This window comes from Ralstonia mojiangensis (assembly GCF_023955645.1).
Taxonomy (GTDB): Bacteria; Pseudomonadota; Gammaproteobacteria; order Burkholderiales; family Burkholderiaceae; genus Ralstonia; species Ralstonia mojiangensis.
Map to the genome: position 1 here is coordinate 610,026 of NZ_JAMXHU010000001.1, position 16,962 is coordinate 626,987.

A 16,962-nucleotide genomic window follows, 5' to 3' on the forward strand; every position below is an offset into this window, starting at 1 on the left:
AAAAGGCGTTTGGCCCAGGAAAATGGCGGGCGAAAGCTTGGAATTATACGGCGTGTCGATGTCCGGCACGGGCGAAGCGGCGAATGCGGCCGGTATAATTTCGGGATTCTGCCGAGGCTCCTCCCGCATGTCCGACCTGCTCGCCAATCTGAACCCCGAACAACGCGCTGCCATCACGCTTCCCGATGAATCGGCGCTGATCCTGGCGGGGGCAGGCAGCGGCAAGACGCGCGTGTTGACCACCCGCATCGCGTGGCTGATCCAGAGCGCTCGGGTATCGCCGTCGGGTGTGCTGGCCGTCACGTTTACGAACAAGGCGGCCAAGGAAATGACGGCCCGCCTGCAGGCCATGCTGCCGATCAACACGCGCGCCATGTGGATCGGCACGTTCCACGGTTTGTGCAACCGGTTACTGCGCGCGCATTTCCGGGATGCCGGCCTGCCGCAGACGTTCCAGATTCTGGATACGCAAGACCAGCTCTCCGCCGTCAAGCGCCTGCTCAAGTCGCTCAATATCGACGACGAGAAATTCCCGCCCAAGAACGTCCAGTACTTCATCAACGGGGCCAAGGAGCAGGGCCTGCGCGCGGGCGATCTGGAAATCGCCAACGAGTACGACCGCCGCATGGCCGACCTCTACGCCGCTTACGACGCGCAATGCCAGCGCGAAGGCGTGGTCGATTTTGCTGAGCTGCTGCTGCGCTGCTACGAACTGCTGCGATACAACGACGCCATCCGCGCGCACTACCAACGGCGCTTCAAGCACATTCTGGTCGACGAGTTCCAGGATACGAACAAGCTGCAGTACGCCTGGCTGAAGATTCTGGCCGGCCTGGGCGAGCCCGGTGTCACGCCCAACGCCATCTTTGCCGTGGGCGACGATGATCAGAGCATCTACGCGTTTCGTGGTGCCAACGTTGGCAATATGGTCGACTTCGAGCGCGAATTCCGCGTTGAGCACCGGATCAAGCTGGAGCAGAACTATCGTTCGCACGGCCACATCCTCGATACCGCCAATCACCTGATTTCGCACAACACGCGTCGGTTGGGCAAGAACCTGCGTACCGATGCCGGCCATGGCGAGCCGGTGCGTGTCTACCAAGCCGCGACGGACGGGCAGGAGGCCGGTTGGATCGTCGATGAGATCCGCGACCGCATTGCCACCGGCATGTCACGCTCGGAAATCGCCATCCTGTATCGCAGCAACGCGCAGTCGCGGGTGATCGAGCACGCGCTGTTTTCGGCCGGTATCGCCTACAAGGTGTACGGTGGCCTGCGCTTCTTCGAGCGCGCGGAAATCAAGCACGCGCTGGCGTACATCCAGCTGCTGGAGAACTCGGATAACGATGCTGCGTTTGGCCGCGTGGTGAATTTCCCGGCGCGTGGCGTGGGGGCGCGTTCACTGGAGCAACTGCAGGATGCGGCGCGGCTGTACGGAATTTCGCTCGCGGCGGCGGTGCCGTATCTCACGGGCGCGGCGGGCACCAAGTTGTCGGCGTTTGTGCGCCTGATCGAACAGATGCGTGCGGACACGCGCCAGATGACGCTGCCCGAAATCGTCCAGCACGTTATTCACGCCAGCGGCCTGATCACGCATTACCAGGGCGAGAAGGAAGGCCAGGACCGCATCGAGAACTTGCAGGAACTGGTAACCGCTGCCCAAGCCTTCGTTGCCGAAGAAGGCTACGGTGTCGACGCGATTGCAACCGCGCTGCCGGTGCGCCACGACGCCATGCTGCGCATCGAAGGCGGCGAGATCGATACCGCCTCTGAACTCGTGACCGACGAGACACCCGCGGAGATGACGCCGCTGGTCGCGTTTCTTACGCACGCCTCGCTGGAAGCAGGCGACAACCAGGCCCAGGCCGGCCAGGATGCCGTGCAGATGATGACCGTGCATGCGGCCAAGGGGCTGGAATTCCACGTCGTCTTCATCACCGGGCTGGAAGAGGGCCTGTTCCCGCACGAAAACAGCCAGATGGAGAAAGACGGCCTGGAGGAAGAGCGCCGCCTGATGTATGTGGCGATCACCCGTGCGCGCGAACGGCTGTATCTATCGTTTGCGCAAAGCCGCGTGCTCCACGGCCAGATCCGCTACCACATCCGCTCACGCTTCTTTGATGAACTGCCCGAAGAAACGCTGAAGTGGCTGACGCCCCAGCACTCGGGCTACCAGGCGACGCGCCGTGTGCAAGGCGATTCCGCCTGGGGCAAGGACTGGTTCAAGCGTCCCGAGCGTGGTGATGATGACGCCTACACTGGCCGCCCGACCGGCGGCATGGACACCGGCAAGAATTACGCCGATGCCAAGCGTGCAGAGGCCACGGGCTTCCGCGTGGGCCAGTCGGTGTTCCACAACAAGTTCGGGGAAGGCGTCATCACGACGCTGGAAGGCGAGGGCGCCGAGGCGCGCGCCCAGATCAAGTTCAACCGCCACGGGGTGAAAACGCTGGCGTTGGGTATCGCCAAGCTCGACCCAATCAACTGAGCGTCGATCGGGCCATCGGGCCGATCAGGCCGCCGTGTCAGTCGTCTGGCCGGCGGCTTGCGTCACGTTGAAGCAGCCGCGGTACGTGGCGTAGAACGAGCAGTACAGCACCGCCATCACCAGAATCCGGTACGGCGTGGCGATGATCGGGGCGATGTTGTTGGCGCCGCTCGATGCGAACAGCGCATCGATGAACAGCGGCACGGCGATCAGCAGGATTGCAACCAGCACGCCATACACGATGAAGGCCGCCCGGTTGCGCCACACGACCATCCAACTGAAGAACAGCGCCTTGCCCACCGGGACACCGTGCCATGCCACCAGCAACGGCGCAAACCAGAACAGCACTGCCACCGGGATGTACAGCACTGAGCCCATCACCATGGCAAGGTAGAACTCGCGGATGGCCTCGGTCGTGAGCGGCTTGTCGCTGACCACGGTCATGAGCGTATCAACGTCCACCATCGTCATCAGCACGCCGCTGACCACCAGTACCAGCGCGCCATAGATGCCGCCGAGCTTGAGCAGGCCGCGCATTGCGTCCTTGCCGTAGGCGCGAAAACCCGCGATGAGCGATGCCGGGCCGACGCGCTTGCCCGCTACCGTATCGCGGCAGGCCGACATGAAGCCCACGAAGATGGCCGGATTCACCAGCAGGATGGCGAACACGCCAATCGGCGGCACCAGCAGCATCAGCAGGTTGACCGCGAACAGATAGATGAACAGCAGCAGCAAGAAACCAATCGGGTTCTTGCGAAACAGCCACGCACCCTGGCGCAGCCAGACGTAGCCTTGCTTGGCCGGTACTTCAATCAGTTGCATGGTTGGGGAAGATCCAGAGTCAGGGCGCCCGCGCCAACCCGTTCACGGAGCACGCGCTCGAAGTGGGTGGGGTCATGCGGCTTGAGCAGTTCGGCGTCGCGCGGCAGATAGAAATCCCACAGGCGCGAGACCCAGAAACGATAGGCTGCGGCACGCAGCATGTCTTGCCAGTGTCGCGATTCGGCGTCTGTGAACGGACGCACGGCGTGATAGGCGTGGAGCATGGCCTGTGCCCGCTCGGCATCCAGCGCGCCCGTGGCCAGGTCGATGCACCAGTCGTTCACGGTGACGGCCACGTCGAAGAGCCACTTGTCGACACCGGCAAAGTAAAAATCGAAGAAGCCGCCCAGGCGTTCCGGCAGGCCATCGGCCGCTGGCTCGAACAGCACGTTGTCGCGGAAGAGGTCGCAATGGCACGGGCCTTCGGGCAGTGCGGCGTAGTCGGCGCTGGCGAAGAAGCGTTGCTGATGCGCGAGTTCGTTTTCCAGCAGCGTGCGTGTGTCGCCGTGCACGAAGGGCACGACGTCGGGCACGACTTCGTTCCACCATGGCAGGCTGCGCAGGTTCGGTTGATGGCGTGGATAGTCACGCCCCGCCAGATGCATGTGCGCGAGCATGTCGCCGACGATGCCACATTCCGACACCGTGGGCGCCAGGTTTGAGCGACCCGCCAGACGCGTCACGATGGTCGCCGGCTTGCCGTTGAGCGTGCGCAGAATCTCGCCGTCGCGTCCCGGAATTGGCGCCGGCACGCTGATGTCGTGTTGCGCCAGATGCTGCATCAGATACAGGTAGAACGGCAGTTGCTCGAACGTCAGCCGCTCGAACAGGGTGACGACGTATTCGTGCGTCTGCCCATCCTTTTCCGTGGTCAGGAAGAAGTTGGAGTTTTCGATCCCGGAGGGGATGCCGCGAAATGCGCGCACGGCGCCCACATCGTATTGATCCAGCCAGAGAGCGATCTCTGCGTCGGAGACCGGGGTGAAAACAGCCATGCTTCAGGAACGGGAAACGGGTGGAGGGAAAGCTGGCCGGTCCACCGAGGAGCCGGCCTGCAGGCGCCGCGGTTGCGGCACAGGCTTAGAACTTCAGGACGTTGACCGACGGCACCCGGTCGATATCGCCACGCTCGCGGATACGAGGCGAGCTGTCTTCCGGCTTGCTCAGGTTGTAGGACGTGCCCATGCCGGACTTGACATGGATATCCGGCGCCTGGCCCTTCTGGAACCGGTATTCCTCGACCTGCGTACCGTCGTTGTCGCGGTAGTCGAAGCTCGGCTTGACGCGCTCGTTGTGGATCGCGCCGCGGGTCGGCTTGGAAATCGGCTGATTGTTGATCGCCTTGACGTCCGGCAGGTCCAAGCCGGCGCTGTCGGAGGTCACCTCGGCGTGCGCGGGCAGGGCGAGGCAGAAAACGGCGCCTGCCAGCAGCCCAGCGTGGCGCATCAGGCGCGCGGCATTGGCAAAGCCGGAGTGGACGGGGGCGGACGGGTGAAGCAGCGAATCCATCATGGACTCCGGCGGGTGATCTTAGACCCTACATTCTAGCAGTCCAGCCTCCCGCCATCGTCCGTTCGCGTGGCGCCAAATGCCACACCCAAGATTACAGATAGAACATTTCTTCCTTGGGCGGAATCGGCGAGGTGCCTTCGCGCTTTTCGTAGAACTCGTAGACGGCATCGAGCGCGTCCTTGGGTTCGTCGACGATGCGCATGATGTCCAGGTCGTGCTCGGCAATCAGGCCCATCGGCAGCAGCGTAAAGCGGAACCAATCCAGCAGGCCCTTCCAGAAATGGCTGCCGAACATGACCACCGGCACACTGCGCGACTTGCCCGTCTGGACGAGCGTGAGCACTTCAGCCAGTTCATCGAGCGTGCCAAAACCGCCGGGCATGACGATGAACGCATCCGAATTCTTCACGAAGGTGACCTTGCGCGTGAAGAAATGGCGGAAGCGCATCGAGATGTCCTGGTATCGATTGCCTTGCTGTTCGTGCGGCAGTTCGATGTTCAGGCCGACGCTGGCCGACTTGCCGGCGTGCGCCCCCTTGTTGGCCGCTTCCATGATGCCGGGGCCCCCGCCGGAGATGACGGCGAAGCCCGCATCCGAGAACAACCGGGCGATTTCGATGGTGCGTTCGTAGTACGGCGAATCCTCGCGCAGGCGCGCGCTGCCGTAGATCGAGACGGCCGGACGGATCTCTGAAAGGTACTCCGTCGCCTCGATGAACTCTGCCATAATCGTGAACATCTGCCAGGAGGCGCGCGCTTTCTTTGCGGTGGCGCGTTCTTCGTCGGCGAGTGCCCGCAAGCTGGGGATCATCTTGCGCTCGGTACGGCCGTGTGCCGCGTCAGCTTTGGGCTCGTGTTCAACGCCCACCGTCACGTTGACGTCCATGTCGGCCGTGGTGGCCTGGCGCGAGGGGCTCACTCCGGTCAGTTCAGCCGCCGAAATCTCCGTCGCGGAAGCACCTGCAGCCTGCTTTGCCACGCCGTCTTCAGCAGAAGCGCCATTATCGGAAACGCCTTTTGGCGTTCCAGTCACTTTAGAGTCCATGGGAATGTCGGAAAGTCAAGAAACGCTGTTGCTCGTCGATGGCTCGAGTTATCTGTACCGTGCCTATCACGCACTGCCCGACTTGCGAAACGGAGAAGGGTTTCCTACGGGGGCCATCTACGGCATCGTGAACATGCTGCGCAAACTGCGCAACGACTACCCGGCCAAGTATAGCGCTTGCATTTTCGACGCCAAAGGCAAGACCTTTCGCGACGACCTCTATCCGGCCTATAAGGAGCACCGCGCACCCATGCCCGATGATCTGCGCGCGCAGATCGAACCGATCCACGAAGCCGTGCGGGCATTGGGCTGGCCCATTCTGGTGATCGAGGGTGTCGAGGCCGACGATGTGATCGGTACCCTGGCTGAACGGGCTGCTCGCGAAGGCGTCCGGACCATCGTCTCAACGGGTGATAAGGACCTCGCCCAACTGGTGAATGACCACGTCACGCTGGTCAACACCATGACCAACGAAACGCTCGACCCGGCCGGCGTGCAAGCCAAGTTTGGCGTGCCGCCCGAGCGCATCGTCGACTATCTCTCGCTGATTGGCGACACCGTGGACAACGTGCCAGGTGTGCCCAAGGTCGGCCCGAAGACCGCGGTGAAATGGCTCACGGAGTTCGGCTCGCTCGACAACGTCATCGCGCGTGCAGGCGAGATCAAGGGCGTGGTGGGCGACAACCTGCGCAACACGCTTGAGTGGCTACCCAAGGGCCGCGAGCTGCTGACCGTGAAGCTCGACTGCGACCTCAGCAAAGAAGTGCCGGCATTCGATGCGCTGATCGACGGCGGCGAAGATAAATCCAAGCTCGTCGATTTCTTCTCGCGTTACGGTTTCAAGACGTGGCTGCGCGAGGCTTCCGGGGAAGCGCTGCCCGACACGCGCAGCGTGGGCGCCGCGCGCAAGGCCGCGACGCCAGTGAAGAATTACGCCGGCGAGGCTGCGCAACTGCAAGCCCAAGCCAACCTGTTCGATGTGGAAGCGCCGCCCGACGAGATCAAGTATGAGACGGTGACGACCGAAGCGCAGCTCGAATCATGGATGCAGCGCCTGGATGAAGTGGACCTCGTCTGCATCGATACCGAGACGACATCCATCGACCCGATGCTTGCGCAATTGGTTGGCATTTCGCTGTCGGTCAAGCCGGGCGAGGCTTGCTACATTCCGGTGGCGCATCGCGGCCCCGATGTGGCCGGGTTTGATGCAGCGGCGCAGCTCTCAAGGGACACCGTGCTCGCGCGCATGAAGTTGTGGCTTGAAGATGAATCGCGCAAGAAGGTCGGCCAGCATCTGAAGTACGACGCGCATGTGTTTGCCAACCACGGCATCGCGCTGCGCGGCATCGAGCACGACACGATGCTCGAATCGTACGTGCTCGAATCCCACCGCAATCACGGCATGGACGCCCTGGCTGAGCGCGTGCTGCACTTGAAGACGATCACCTACGAAGCCGTGTGCGGCAAGGGTGCATCGCAAATCGGCTTTGACGAGGTGTCGCTCGATCGCGCGACCGAATACGCGGCGGAGGACGCCGATATTACGCTGCGTTTGCATCGCACGCTGTTCCCCAAGGTGGCCGAAGACGACAAGCTGCGCTACGTCTACGAGCAGATCGAAATGCCGACGTCCATCGTGCTGCAGAAGATGGAACGCAACGGCGTGCTGATCGATGGAGACCGCCTGGCCAAGCAGAGCAACGAGCTGGGCCTGCGCCTGATCGATCTGGAAGCCGAGGCGCACAAGCTTGCCGGGCAGCCGTTCAATCTTGGCTCACCCAAGCAGATCGGCGACATCTTCTTCAATCAGATGAAGCTGCCGGTCATCAAGAAGACCGCGAGCGGCGCGCCGTCGACCGACGAAGAAGTGCTGCAGAAGCTGGCCGAAGACTACCCCCTGCCGAAGCTGCTGCTCGATTACCGGGGCCTGGCCAAGCTTAAGTCCACCTACACCGACAAGCTGCCGAAGATGGTCAATCCGCGCACTGGCCGGGTCCACACCACTTACGGTCAGGCGACGGCAGTGACGGGGCGTCTAGCCTCGACCGATCCGAACCTGCAGAACATTCCAGTGCGCACGGAAGAAGGGCGGCGCATCCGCGAAGCGTTCATCGCGCCGGAGGGCAGCGTGATCGTGTCGGCCGACTACTCGCAGATCGAATTGCGCATCATGGCGCATCTGTCGCAGGACGAAGGCCTGATGCGTGCGTTCCGTGAGGGTCAGGACGTGCACCGCGCTACGGCCGCCGAGGTGTTCAACGTGACGCCGCTGGAGGTGTCACCCGACCAGCGCCGCGTGGCGAAGGTCATCAACTTTGGTCTGATTTACGGCATGAGCGCGTTCGGGCTGGCCAGCAATCTGGGCATCGGGCGTGACGCTGCCAAGCTTTATATCGATCGCTACTTCGCCCGCTATCCCGGCGCCGCGAGCTACATGGAAGAAACCCGCCAGAGTGCGCGCGAGCAAGGCTATGTGGAGACCGTCTTCGGTCGTCGCCTGTGGCTGCCCGACATCAATGGCGGCAACGGCCCGCGCCGTCAGGCTGCCGAGCGCGCCGCCATTAACGCGCCGATGCAAGGCACGGCGGCTGACCTGATCAAGCTGTCGATGCTGGCTGTGCAAGGCTGGCTCGAAGCCGAAGCGATGCGCTCGCGCCTGGTCATGCAGGTGCACGATGAACTGGTGCTGGAAGTTCCGCAGGACGAACTGGCCGTGGTGCGCGAGCGCCTGCCGGAGTTGATGTGTAGCGTGGCAACGTTGCGCGTGCCTCTGGTGGCCGAAGTTGGCGTGGGTACCAACTGGGAAGAGGCGCACTGACGCAATCGCTTGCCGCGTGCGCGCCACACCGCAAAACAACGCGTGGCGCCAGTTTGCCTGCCGAGGCAGCCTGCGGATGGCCTTGGCATGCGCCTGTCATGATTCGCCATATCCATGCGTGCGGGGTTGCGGTGAATTTTGCGTTGCAGCAGACTGCACCTGACAGATCACGTGATCGAAAAGATTCAACGGCTCCAGGAGAGGCACATGGCAGGGCAGACGGATGGCGCAGGCGCGGCGAACGGGCCGCGCATTGTGGTGGTCGGCGGGGGCGCCGGCGGGTTGGAACTTGCAACGCGGCTGGGCGACAAGCTCGGCAAGCGCGGCGCAGCGCAGGTCATTCTGGTCGACCGTAACCCCACACACATCTGGAAACCGCTGCTGCATGAAGTTGCCGCCGGCAGCATGGATCCCAACACGCATCAACTCGAATATGCGGCGCAGGCGCGCTGGCATGGCTTCGAATTCCAGCAGGGCGAGCTGAAGGGCCTCGATCGCGTCGCCAAATCCATCATTGTTTCCGGATGCGTTGACGCCGACGGCACCGAGGTGCTGCCCGAGCGCGCCATTGCGTACGACACGCTGGTGCTGTCAATTGGAAGCGTGACGCATTTCTTCGGTGTGCCGGGCACGGCCGAGCACGCCATCGCCCTCGACACCGCATGGCAGGCCGAGCGCTTCCGCCGCAAGCTCATCGCAGCGTGCATGCGCGCACAGAACGGTATGGGCGATGCGCGTCCGCAGGTGGATATCGCCATCGTTGGTGCGGGTGCCACGGGCGTGGAGCTCTCAGCAGAGTTGCGCAATACCGCCCACGTGTTGGCCGCTTATGGGCTGCACAAGCTGGACCCGCGCCACGACATCCGCATCCATTTGATCGAGGGCGGCCCGCGCATTTTGCCGGTGCTCAAGGAGCGCATTTCGGCTGCGACCACCGAGCTGCTGCACAAGCTCGACGTCGACGTCATCACCAGCGAACGTGTGACAGAAGTCACCGCCAGCGCTGTCAACACGGCCAGCGGCAAGTCCATTCCGGCAGATCTGACCGTGTGGGCTGCAGGCATCCGTGCACCGTCGGTGCTGGGCGAGTTGGGGCTGCCGGTGAACAAGCTGGGGCAAATTGTCGTCTCGCGCACGCTGCAGGTGGAAGGCGACGATTCGGTCTACGCCTTTGGCGATTGCGCAAGCTGCCCGTGGCCCGAGGCGTCGACCAGCGTGCCGCCGCGTGCGCAGGCCGCGCATCAGCAGGCCACTTATCTGTTTGACGCGTTGCGCAAGCGCATGGATGGCAAGCCGGTCCAGCCGTTTGCGTTCAAGGATCTCGGGTCGCTGGTGTCGCTTGGCCATTTCAGCGCGGTCGGCAGCCTGATGGGCGGGCTGATCGGCGGATCGATGTTCATCGAAGGCCTGATGGCACGGCTGATGTACACGTCGCTGTATCGCATGCACGTGCTAGCGCTGCACGGTTGGGTGCGCATGTCGGTGGATACGGTCATGCACTGGCTGCGCAGCAAGACGAATCCGCGGGTCAAGCTGCACTAGACGGTTCCTCGTACTTGCGCCGGACGCCTGGCTCGGCAGCAATGCATCCGCTTCGGTAGACTAGCCGCTTCGTTCACCGTAACCGCCCGTGGGCGCGAGGAGAGTGCGATGCAGCTTGATGCAGAAGTGGAGAGCCTGGTGCCCGGCCGCAGCTTTGACCGTCGCGGCTTCATGAAGACGGCACTGGGCTCGGCCTTTGCGGCGGCGGTGCTACCGGTGTCGGCGCAGACCATCCATACCGATTTCAACGGGCTGACGGCTGGCGAGGTGACGGTGCCCGTGGGCGATTTCAAGATGCCGGCCTATCGCGCCCAGCCGGAGGGCAAGACGAAGCTGCCGGTGGTGATCGTCGTCAGCGAGATCTTTGGCGTACACGAATACATTGCCGATATCTGCCGACGCTTTGCCAAGCTCGGGTATCTGGCGATCGCGCCTGAGTTGTTTGTGCGCCAGGGCGATCCGCGTGCTTACGGCACGGTTCAGGAAACCGTCGCCAACGTGGTCTCCAAGGTGCCGGATTCCCAGGTGGCGGGCGATATCGACGCCACGATCGCCTGGGCCAAGGAGAACGGCGGAGATGCGGCGCGTATCGGCATCACCGGTTTCTGCTGGGGTGGGCGTCAGGTCTGGTTTGCCGCGGAGCGCAATCCCAGCATCAAGGCTGCAGTCGTGTGGTACGGGCCGCTGAAAGGCAATCCGAATCCCTTGCAACCGGTTTCGCCAATCGACAAGGTTGAAGAACTGAAGGCGCCCGTGCTGGGCCTCTACGGCGCGAAGGACACCGTGATTACGGAGGACGTGCGCGACACGATGAAAACTGCGTTGGAAAAATCCAAGAACCCCAAGGCGCACGCATCGCGCATCATCGTGTACCCGAATTCCGGCCACGCGTTTCATGCCGATTACCGCCCAAGCTATGTGAAGGCTGACGCGGAAGATGGCTGGAAGAAGTGCCTCGCCTGGTTCAAAGACCACGGCGTGGTGTAGCGGCTCAACGCGTCGAACACAAAAGGCCCCCAGTAACGACCTCGGGCCTTTTCTTTTTGCCTGTACTGGCAAAGGTTGATAAAGCGGCATACAATTCGCCCTTCTTGCAACTCTGTTGCGTTTATCGGCTTCCGCTGCGTCACCTCCGCATGACCTTCGATACCACCTTGTTAGGCATCCTTCTCGCCACCGCGCTGTCCGGCATCGGCAGCATGGCGGGCGCCGCCGTGCTGTCATTGACGGTGCTGTCGCGCATGGTCGATCGGATGGTCAGTTTCTCTGTGGGCGTGCTGCTGGCCACGTCACTGCTGCATTCATTGCCGGAGGCGTTCGAAGCGCATCGAGGCATCGAGCCCAATACGCATGCGCTGTTCGCCACGTTGCTGGCCGGGTTGCTGGGTTTCTTCCTGCTGGAAAAGATCTCGCTGATCCGCCATTCACACCACCACGAGGGCGATGGTCACGGACATCACCATGGCCATGACCGACAGGAAGCGGGCCGCAGCGGCCTGATGATCCTGGTGGGTGACGGCCTGCATAACTTCTCGGACGGCATCGTCATTGCCGCGGCGTTCCTGGCGGACACGAAGGTTGGCATCGTCACCGCGCTGGCGATTGCTGCACACGAGATTCCGCAAGAGATCGGCGATTTCATGGTGCTGCTCAACGCCGGGTTCTCCAAGACCCGAGCCTTTGTCTACAACCTGCTCTGCAGTGTTTGCGCGCTGGTGGGCGCGGTGCTTGGCTATTACTTGCTGGACCGCCTGACGTCGTGGATTCCATACGTGCTGGTGGTGGCGTCGAGCAGCTTCATTTACATCGCGGTGTGCGATCTGATGCCGCAGATGAAGCGCCGGCCACGCTGGCAGGAATCGGCGGTGCAGGTCGCGTTGATTGCAGCGGGCATCGCGATGATCTTTTTGCTGACCGAAGGTTTGCACGGTCACGCCCACTGAGGCGCCGCATCCGCTTCAAGAAAAAAGCCCGGTCGATGCCGGGCTTTTTGCTGAGCGTCAGATTCGCGGATTACGGATTCGGTCCAGTCGCCACGGGGCGCGATGGGTCGCTGCACCACTCGCTCCATGAGCCGGCGTAGAGCGCTGCGCCCGTCAGGCCAGCGATCTCCATGGCCAATGCGTTGTGGCAGGCGGTCACGCCAGAGCCACATTGCAGCGTCGCGTCTTGCGGTCGGGCTCCGGCCAGCACGCCATCAAACTCGGCGCGCAACTGTTCCGCAGGCTTGAACGTGCCGTCAGCCTGCAGGTTGTCGCGGAAGAACCGGTTGCGCGCGCCCGGGATGTGGCCGCCGACGGGATCGAGCGTTTCATTCTCGCCCCGGTAGCGGTCGGGGGCGCGGGCATCGACGACGGGTTTGTCGGCGTGGCCCAGGTATTTCTGCACGATATCCGCAGTCACCATCTGCACAAGCGAAGGCTTGCGCGTGATGTTGCCGGGCGTGGCGTTGAGCTGCGGTTCTTCGGGCACGACCTGTTCGACGGGGAAGTGCGCGGCTTCCCACGCCTGCAGGCCCCCATCGAGCACGGCCGCATCGGTATGGCCGACCCAGCGCAGCAGCCACCACAGGCGCGCGGCATACATGCTGCCCTGCCGGTCATATGCGACGACTTGCGTGTCATCGTTGACGCCCAGTGCCTGCAGGCGCGCGATCAAGGCCTCTGCATCGGGCAGCGGGTGGCGGCCGTTCGTGCCGGTTTTCGGGCCGGATAGCTCGTTGTCGAGATGCATGTAGAACGCGCCGGGCACATGGCTGGCGTGGTATGCATCGCGCCCAGCGGCAGGGTTGGCGAGGTCAAAACTGCAGTCAATGACGACCACCGCATCGGGCGCGCTCTGCTGCAATGCGGCCAGTTGCGGTGCGGTGATGAGGGTGGCGTAGTGAGCGTGTTCGCTCATGGCGGAAATCTCCAGGGTCGATCAAACTTCTGGGTGAATCTCGGCTTCCGGGCCGGACACGGCTGTCTGCGGCGTCGGATGCTCGGTGCCCGACTGACGGGCGCGCATGACGGTAGTCACGATGCCGCTGCCGATAATGAGCGCCATGCCCGCCCACGACAGCGCGTTCAGGTGGTCATTCCACAGCAACATACCCCACCCGCTCGCAAAGACAATGCCGGTGTATTGCAGGTTAGCAGTCAGTAGCGTGTTACCCCGCTTGTAGGCGCGCGTCATGGCGGTCTGGCCCAGCGTGGCCAGAAGCCCGACCGCCAGCAACAGGCCAGCGCTGTGCCACGTATGCGGCTGCGCGCCGCCGATCAGCATCCAGACGCCGCCGGCAATTGCGCTCACCAAAGAAAAATAGAACACGATGCGTGCCTCGTTCTCGCCCAGGTCGCCCAGTTGGCGGACCTCCACATAGGCGAGGGCGGTGAACACGCCGGAGACCAGTCCGACCATGCCTCCGGCCAGCTGAGATGGCCCGCTACCCACGCTGGGCTGCAGCAGGCACAGCACGCCGACAAACGACATCAGGATCGCCGCCACCATCTTCTTGTCGGCACCCGCTGCCTTGCCGGCCATTGCCGCGCCCGCGCCGATGATCAGCGCAATCCACACCGGTGACATGTAGTTCAGCGTCATGGCGGTCGCCAGCGGCAGCAGGCTGATCGACGTGAACCACAGCAGGAGAGACGTCACGCCGAACACGCTGCGCTTGATGTGCGCCATGAGGTAGGGCGTGCGGATGCCCGCGCCGGTCTTGGCCAAGATGGCGCCCATCAGCGTCATGCCGATCACGCTGCGGTAGAACACGATCTCGCCGGTGCTGTAATGCGCCGAGGCCAGTTTTACGCACACGCCCATCGCCGAGAAGGCAAAGGCAGCGAGGATCATCCACAGCGATTGGCGGGAAGAGCTGTCGGCCGTCTGGGCGGCAGTCTGAGCAGCAGTTGCAGTGTCGGCAGGCATGGCGAGGGAGGGGCGAGGGCGAAAAAAAAACGGTGCGGCCTGTGAGGGCTGCACCGTTCCTATTGTGACGCGGAAGGCGGCGGATGCCTACCTTCAGCCGTCGCTTAGTAGTCCATCACGCGTCGATACCACTCGTGGAAGTGCTGCATGCCGTCTTCCATGGGCGACTGGTACGGGCCGACTTCGCTCGTGCCGCGCTTGAGCAAGGCGAGGCGCCCGGCATCCATGCGTTCGGCAATTTCGTCGTCCTCGATGCACGTTTCCATGTAGGCGGCGCGCTCGGCTTCAACGAATTCGCGCTCAAACAGCACGATCTCTTCTGGGTAGTAGAACTCGACCACGTTGCGCGTCTTGGTCGGGCCCAGCGGATGCAGCGTCGACACCACAAGCACGTTCGGATACCACTCGACCATCACGTTCGGGTAGTACGTGAGCCACACCGCGCCGTACTTCGGCATCTCGCCGTTGTTGAAGCGCAGTACGGCGTCATGCCACTTCTGGTAAGCGGGTGTACCAGGCTTGCGCAAATTGGCGTGGATGCCGACGGTCTGCACGCTGTGCCACTCGCCAAATTCCCATTCCAGGTCGTCACACGAGACGAACTGGCCGAGGCCGGGGTGGAAAGGCACGACGTGGTAGTCCTCGAGGTACACCTCGATGAACGTCTTCCAGTTGTAGTTGCAGTCGTGCACCTCGACGTGATCGAGCATATAGCCCGAGAAGTCGAGATCGCGCGCCACGCCCAGGCGGGCAAGGTCTTCGCGCACATCGCGCTTGCCCTCGAACAGCAGGCCGTTCCAGTTCTGCAGCGGCGAGCGCGACAGATGCACGCACGGTTGCTTCTCGAAGTGCGGAGCGCCCAGCAGGTCGCCCTGCAGGTCGTATGTCCAGCGATGCAGCGGGCAGACGATGTTCTGGGCATTGCCGCGCCCATTGAGCATGATTGCCTGCCGGTGTCGGCACACATTGGAGAGCAGTTCGACGCCGTTTGGATTGCGCACCAGCACGCGGCCTTCGGCCTCGGCAGCAAGCGTGTGATAGTCGCCCACTTCCGGGACCATCAGCTCATGGCCGACGTAACCGGGGCCATGTTTGAACAGACGTTCGATTTCAGCTTGATACAGCGCCTCGTCGAAATAAGCAGAGACGGGCAACTGGGTTTCAGACGGCACTAGATTCAGTGCAGCGCTGAGATTGGACATTATCCCCACTCCCAATAACGGTGAAAGCAGTGAACAACCCAACCATCGACAAGATCGATTTGGGAAAGGACGCCATCGGCAGGTGGCCTAGGGTCTGTTGAGGTAGGAAACGAGCGCTTGCTGGCCCCCGCTTGGGCCAACGACCATACGTTCAATGGGCCAACAGACCCAAACCATCGTGCGGAGCGGCGTAAGCCGGCCCGGCCTTTGGAGGAAAGGGGGGGATTGTACCCCAGGGGAATTGATAAGTCCCTGATTTTCGAACCCTTTCCGCCGCCTTCCATGGGGCCTCCGAGCGGATGATGCCCGGCCCGGCGGCCGCGCACCGCTACCCCACAGCTTGCGGGATGTGCGCAGAGCGCATGCGGAATTGCCGTAAAATGCCAGATTGTCCTTTTCTGACCGCAACCGGCATGCCCCGTGCCTCAAACGACGCCTCCAGCAGCGCGTCTGCCACTCCCTCTGCTACGCCGGCTTCCTATGAAGCGGCCATGGCGGAACTCGAAACCCTCGTCGCTAGCATGGAATCCGGTGAATTGCCGCTGGAGGCCTCGCTTGCGGCGTATCGACGCGGAGCCGAGTTGGTCAAGTATTGCCAACAGGTGCTGGAGCGCGTCGAGCAGCAGGTGCGCGTGCTTGATGGCGATGCCCTGAAGCCGTTGGGCGACGACGGCAACGCGAACGAGCAGGGCGACGCATGAGTGATTTCGCCCAGTGGATGGCGTCCGTCGTCACGCGGACGGAAAGCGCGCTCGAGCGCGGGCTGCCTGCCGATACCGTCTCGCCACAACGTCTGCATGCCGCGATGCGCTATGCCACGCTGGGTGCGGGCAAGCGTGTGCGCCCATTGCTGGCGCACGCCGCCGGTGCGCTGGGTGACGCCTCGGGTGAGGCGCTCGACGGCGTGAGCTGCGCGGTGGAGATGATCCACGCCTATTCACTCGTCCATGACGACATGCCTTGCATGGACGACGACGACTTGCGCCGAGGCCGCCCCACCGTGCATCGCGCCTATGATGAAGCGACGGCCCTGCTCGTAGGTGACGCCTTGCAGACGCAGGCGTTCATCGTGCTGGCTGAGTTGGGCGCGGTGAATCCGGCGACGCGTGCAGTGTTGGTGGCTGAATTGGCGCGCGCTTCCGGTTCGCTCGGCATGGCGGGCGGCCAGGCGATCGATCTGGAAAGCGTCGGTATTGCGCTGTCTCAGGACGAATTGGAGGCAATGCATCGCATGAAGACCGGTGCGTTACTGCGGGCCAGTCTGCGCATGGGCGCGCTCTGTGCTGGCGTGAATGCCGCTGCCTTGGAGCATGTCGATATTTATGCGGGTGCTGTCGGACTCGCGTTCCAAGTGGTCGACGACATCCTCGACGTGACGGCCGATACTGCAACGCTGGGCAAAACTGCCGGCAAGGATGAGGCCAACGACAAGCCGACTTACGTGTCGATCCTCGGGCTGGACAAGGCCAGGGCACTGGCGGATGAACTGCATGCCGCAGCGGGTGCGGCGGTCGCGCAACTTGCCCGCGAACTGGGCAAAGCCCGTACCGATCGATTGGTCGACATGGCCGACCTGATCGTGCGGCGTGGCCACTGAACAACATTGCATAGACGGTAGAAG

14 protein-coding genes are annotated in these 16,962 nt (G+C 62.9%); 7 read left to right on the forward strand and 7 right to left on the reverse strand.

Features of this window, described 5'->3' with window-relative positions; translation table 11 throughout:
- The first annotated feature begins 127 nt into the window (after nt 1–127).
- The gene (locus tag NG898_RS02850; RefSeq protein WP_252690995.1) at nt 128–2,488 is read left to right on the forward strand and encodes a UvrD-helicase domain-containing protein; all 2,361 of its coding nucleotides are present in this window, start codon (nt 128–130) and stop codon (nt 2,486–2,488) included.
- 24 nt (nt 2,489–2,512) lie between these two features.
- Here the strand turns inward: NG898_RS02850 and NG898_RS02855 are convergent, their stop codons facing one another.
- From NG898_RS02855 to NG898_RS02870, 4 genes are all read right to left on the reverse strand, one after another.
- The gene (locus tag NG898_RS02855; protein ID WP_252690996.1) at nt 2,513–3,310 is read right to left on the reverse strand and encodes a BPSS1780 family membrane protein; all 798 of its coding nucleotides are present in this window, start codon (nt 3,308–3,310) and stop codon (nt 2,513–2,515) included.
- Entirely contained in the window at nt 3,301–4,305 is a 1,005-nt protein-coding gene (locus NG898_RS02860; protein WP_252690997.1) for a homoserine kinase, read from the reverse strand. The genes NG898_RS02855 and NG898_RS02860 overlap by 10 nt, the downstream gene beginning before the upstream one ends.
- Before the next feature lie 85 nt (nt 4,306–4,390).
- On the reverse strand, nt 4,391–4,819 hold the full coding sequence (locus NG898_RS02865; RefSeq protein ID WP_252690998.1) for a hypothetical protein: 429 nt from the start codon (nt 4,817–4,819) through the stop codon (nt 4,391–4,393).
- 94 nt (nt 4,820–4,913) lie between these two features.
- The gene (locus tag NG898_RS02870; protein ID WP_252690999.1) at nt 4,914–5,867 is read right to left on the reverse strand and encodes an LOG family protein; all 954 of its coding nucleotides are present in this window, start codon (nt 5,865–5,867) and stop codon (nt 4,914–4,916) included.
- Between the two features lie 4 nt (nt 5,868–5,871).
- Between NG898_RS02870 and polA the strand changes: the two genes are divergently transcribed.
- The 4 genes from polA to NG898_RS02890 all read left to right on the forward strand — a co-directional run bounded on the left by polA (nt 5,872) and on the right by NG898_RS02890 (nt 12,170).
- Nucleotides 5,872–8,685 carry a DNA polymerase I gene (gene polA / locus NG898_RS02875; RefSeq protein ID WP_252691000.1) on the forward strand — a complete coding sequence of 938 codons (2,814 nt, stop codon included), beginning with the start codon at nt 5,872–5,874 and terminating at the stop codon, nt 8,683–8,685.
- Nucleotides 8,686–8,892: 207 nt separating this feature from the next.
- Nucleotides 8,893–10,227 carry an NAD(P)/FAD-dependent oxidoreductase gene (locus tag NG898_RS02880; RefSeq protein ID WP_252691001.1) on the forward strand — a complete coding sequence of 445 codons (1,335 nt, stop codon included), beginning with the start codon at nt 8,893–8,895 and terminating at the stop codon, nt 10,225–10,227.
- 108 nt (nt 10,228–10,335) lie between these two features.
- A complete protein-coding gene (locus tag NG898_RS02885; RefSeq protein WP_252691002.1) occupies nt 10,336–11,214 on the forward strand; it encodes a dienelactone hydrolase family protein in 879 nt (292 codons plus the stop codon).
- Between the two features lie 149 nt (nt 11,215–11,363).
- Nucleotides 11,364–12,170, forward strand: a complete 807-nt coding sequence (locus tag NG898_RS02890; RefSeq protein ID WP_092969248.1) for a ZIP family metal transporter — start codon at nt 11,364–11,366, stop codon at nt 12,168–12,170.
- Nucleotides 12,171–12,240: 70 nt separating this feature from the next.
- On the opposite strand, the gene NG898_RS02895 is transcribed toward NG898_RS02890, so the two are convergent.
- From NG898_RS02895 to NG898_RS02905, 3 genes are all read right to left on the reverse strand, one after another.
- The gene (locus NG898_RS02895) at nt 12,241–13,128 is read right to left on the reverse strand and encodes a sulfurtransferase (RefSeq protein WP_252691003.1); all 888 of its coding nucleotides are present in this window, start codon (nt 13,126–13,128) and stop codon (nt 12,241–12,243) included.
- A gap of 21 nt (nt 13,129–13,149) precedes the next feature.
- Nucleotides 13,150–14,139 carry a DMT family transporter gene (locus NG898_RS02900; RefSeq protein ID WP_092969254.1) on the reverse strand — a complete coding sequence of 330 codons (990 nt, stop codon included), beginning with the start codon at nt 14,137–14,139 and terminating at the stop codon, nt 13,150–13,152.
- A 104-nt stretch (nt 14,140–14,243) separates the two neighbouring features.
- The gene (locus tag NG898_RS02905; RefSeq protein WP_252691004.1) at nt 14,244–15,341 is read right to left on the reverse strand and encodes an aromatic ring-hydroxylating oxygenase subunit alpha; all 1,098 of its coding nucleotides are present in this window, start codon (nt 15,339–15,341) and stop codon (nt 14,244–14,246) included.
- Between the two features lie 413 nt (nt 15,342–15,754).
- Between NG898_RS02905 and NG898_RS02910 the strand changes: the two genes are divergently transcribed.
- Nucleotides 15,755–16,042, forward strand: coding sequence for an exodeoxyribonuclease VII small subunit (locus NG898_RS02910; protein ID WP_252691005.1), 288 nt, complete (start codon nt 15,755–15,757; stop codon nt 16,040–16,042).
- On the forward strand, nt 16,039–16,938 hold the full coding sequence (locus tag NG898_RS02915) for a polyprenyl synthetase family protein (protein ID WP_252691006.1): 900 nt from the start codon (nt 16,039–16,041) through the stop codon (nt 16,936–16,938). Before NG898_RS02910 ends, NG898_RS02915 begins: the two co-directional genes overlap by 4 nt.
- Nucleotides 16,939–16,962 lie beyond the last annotated feature (24 nt).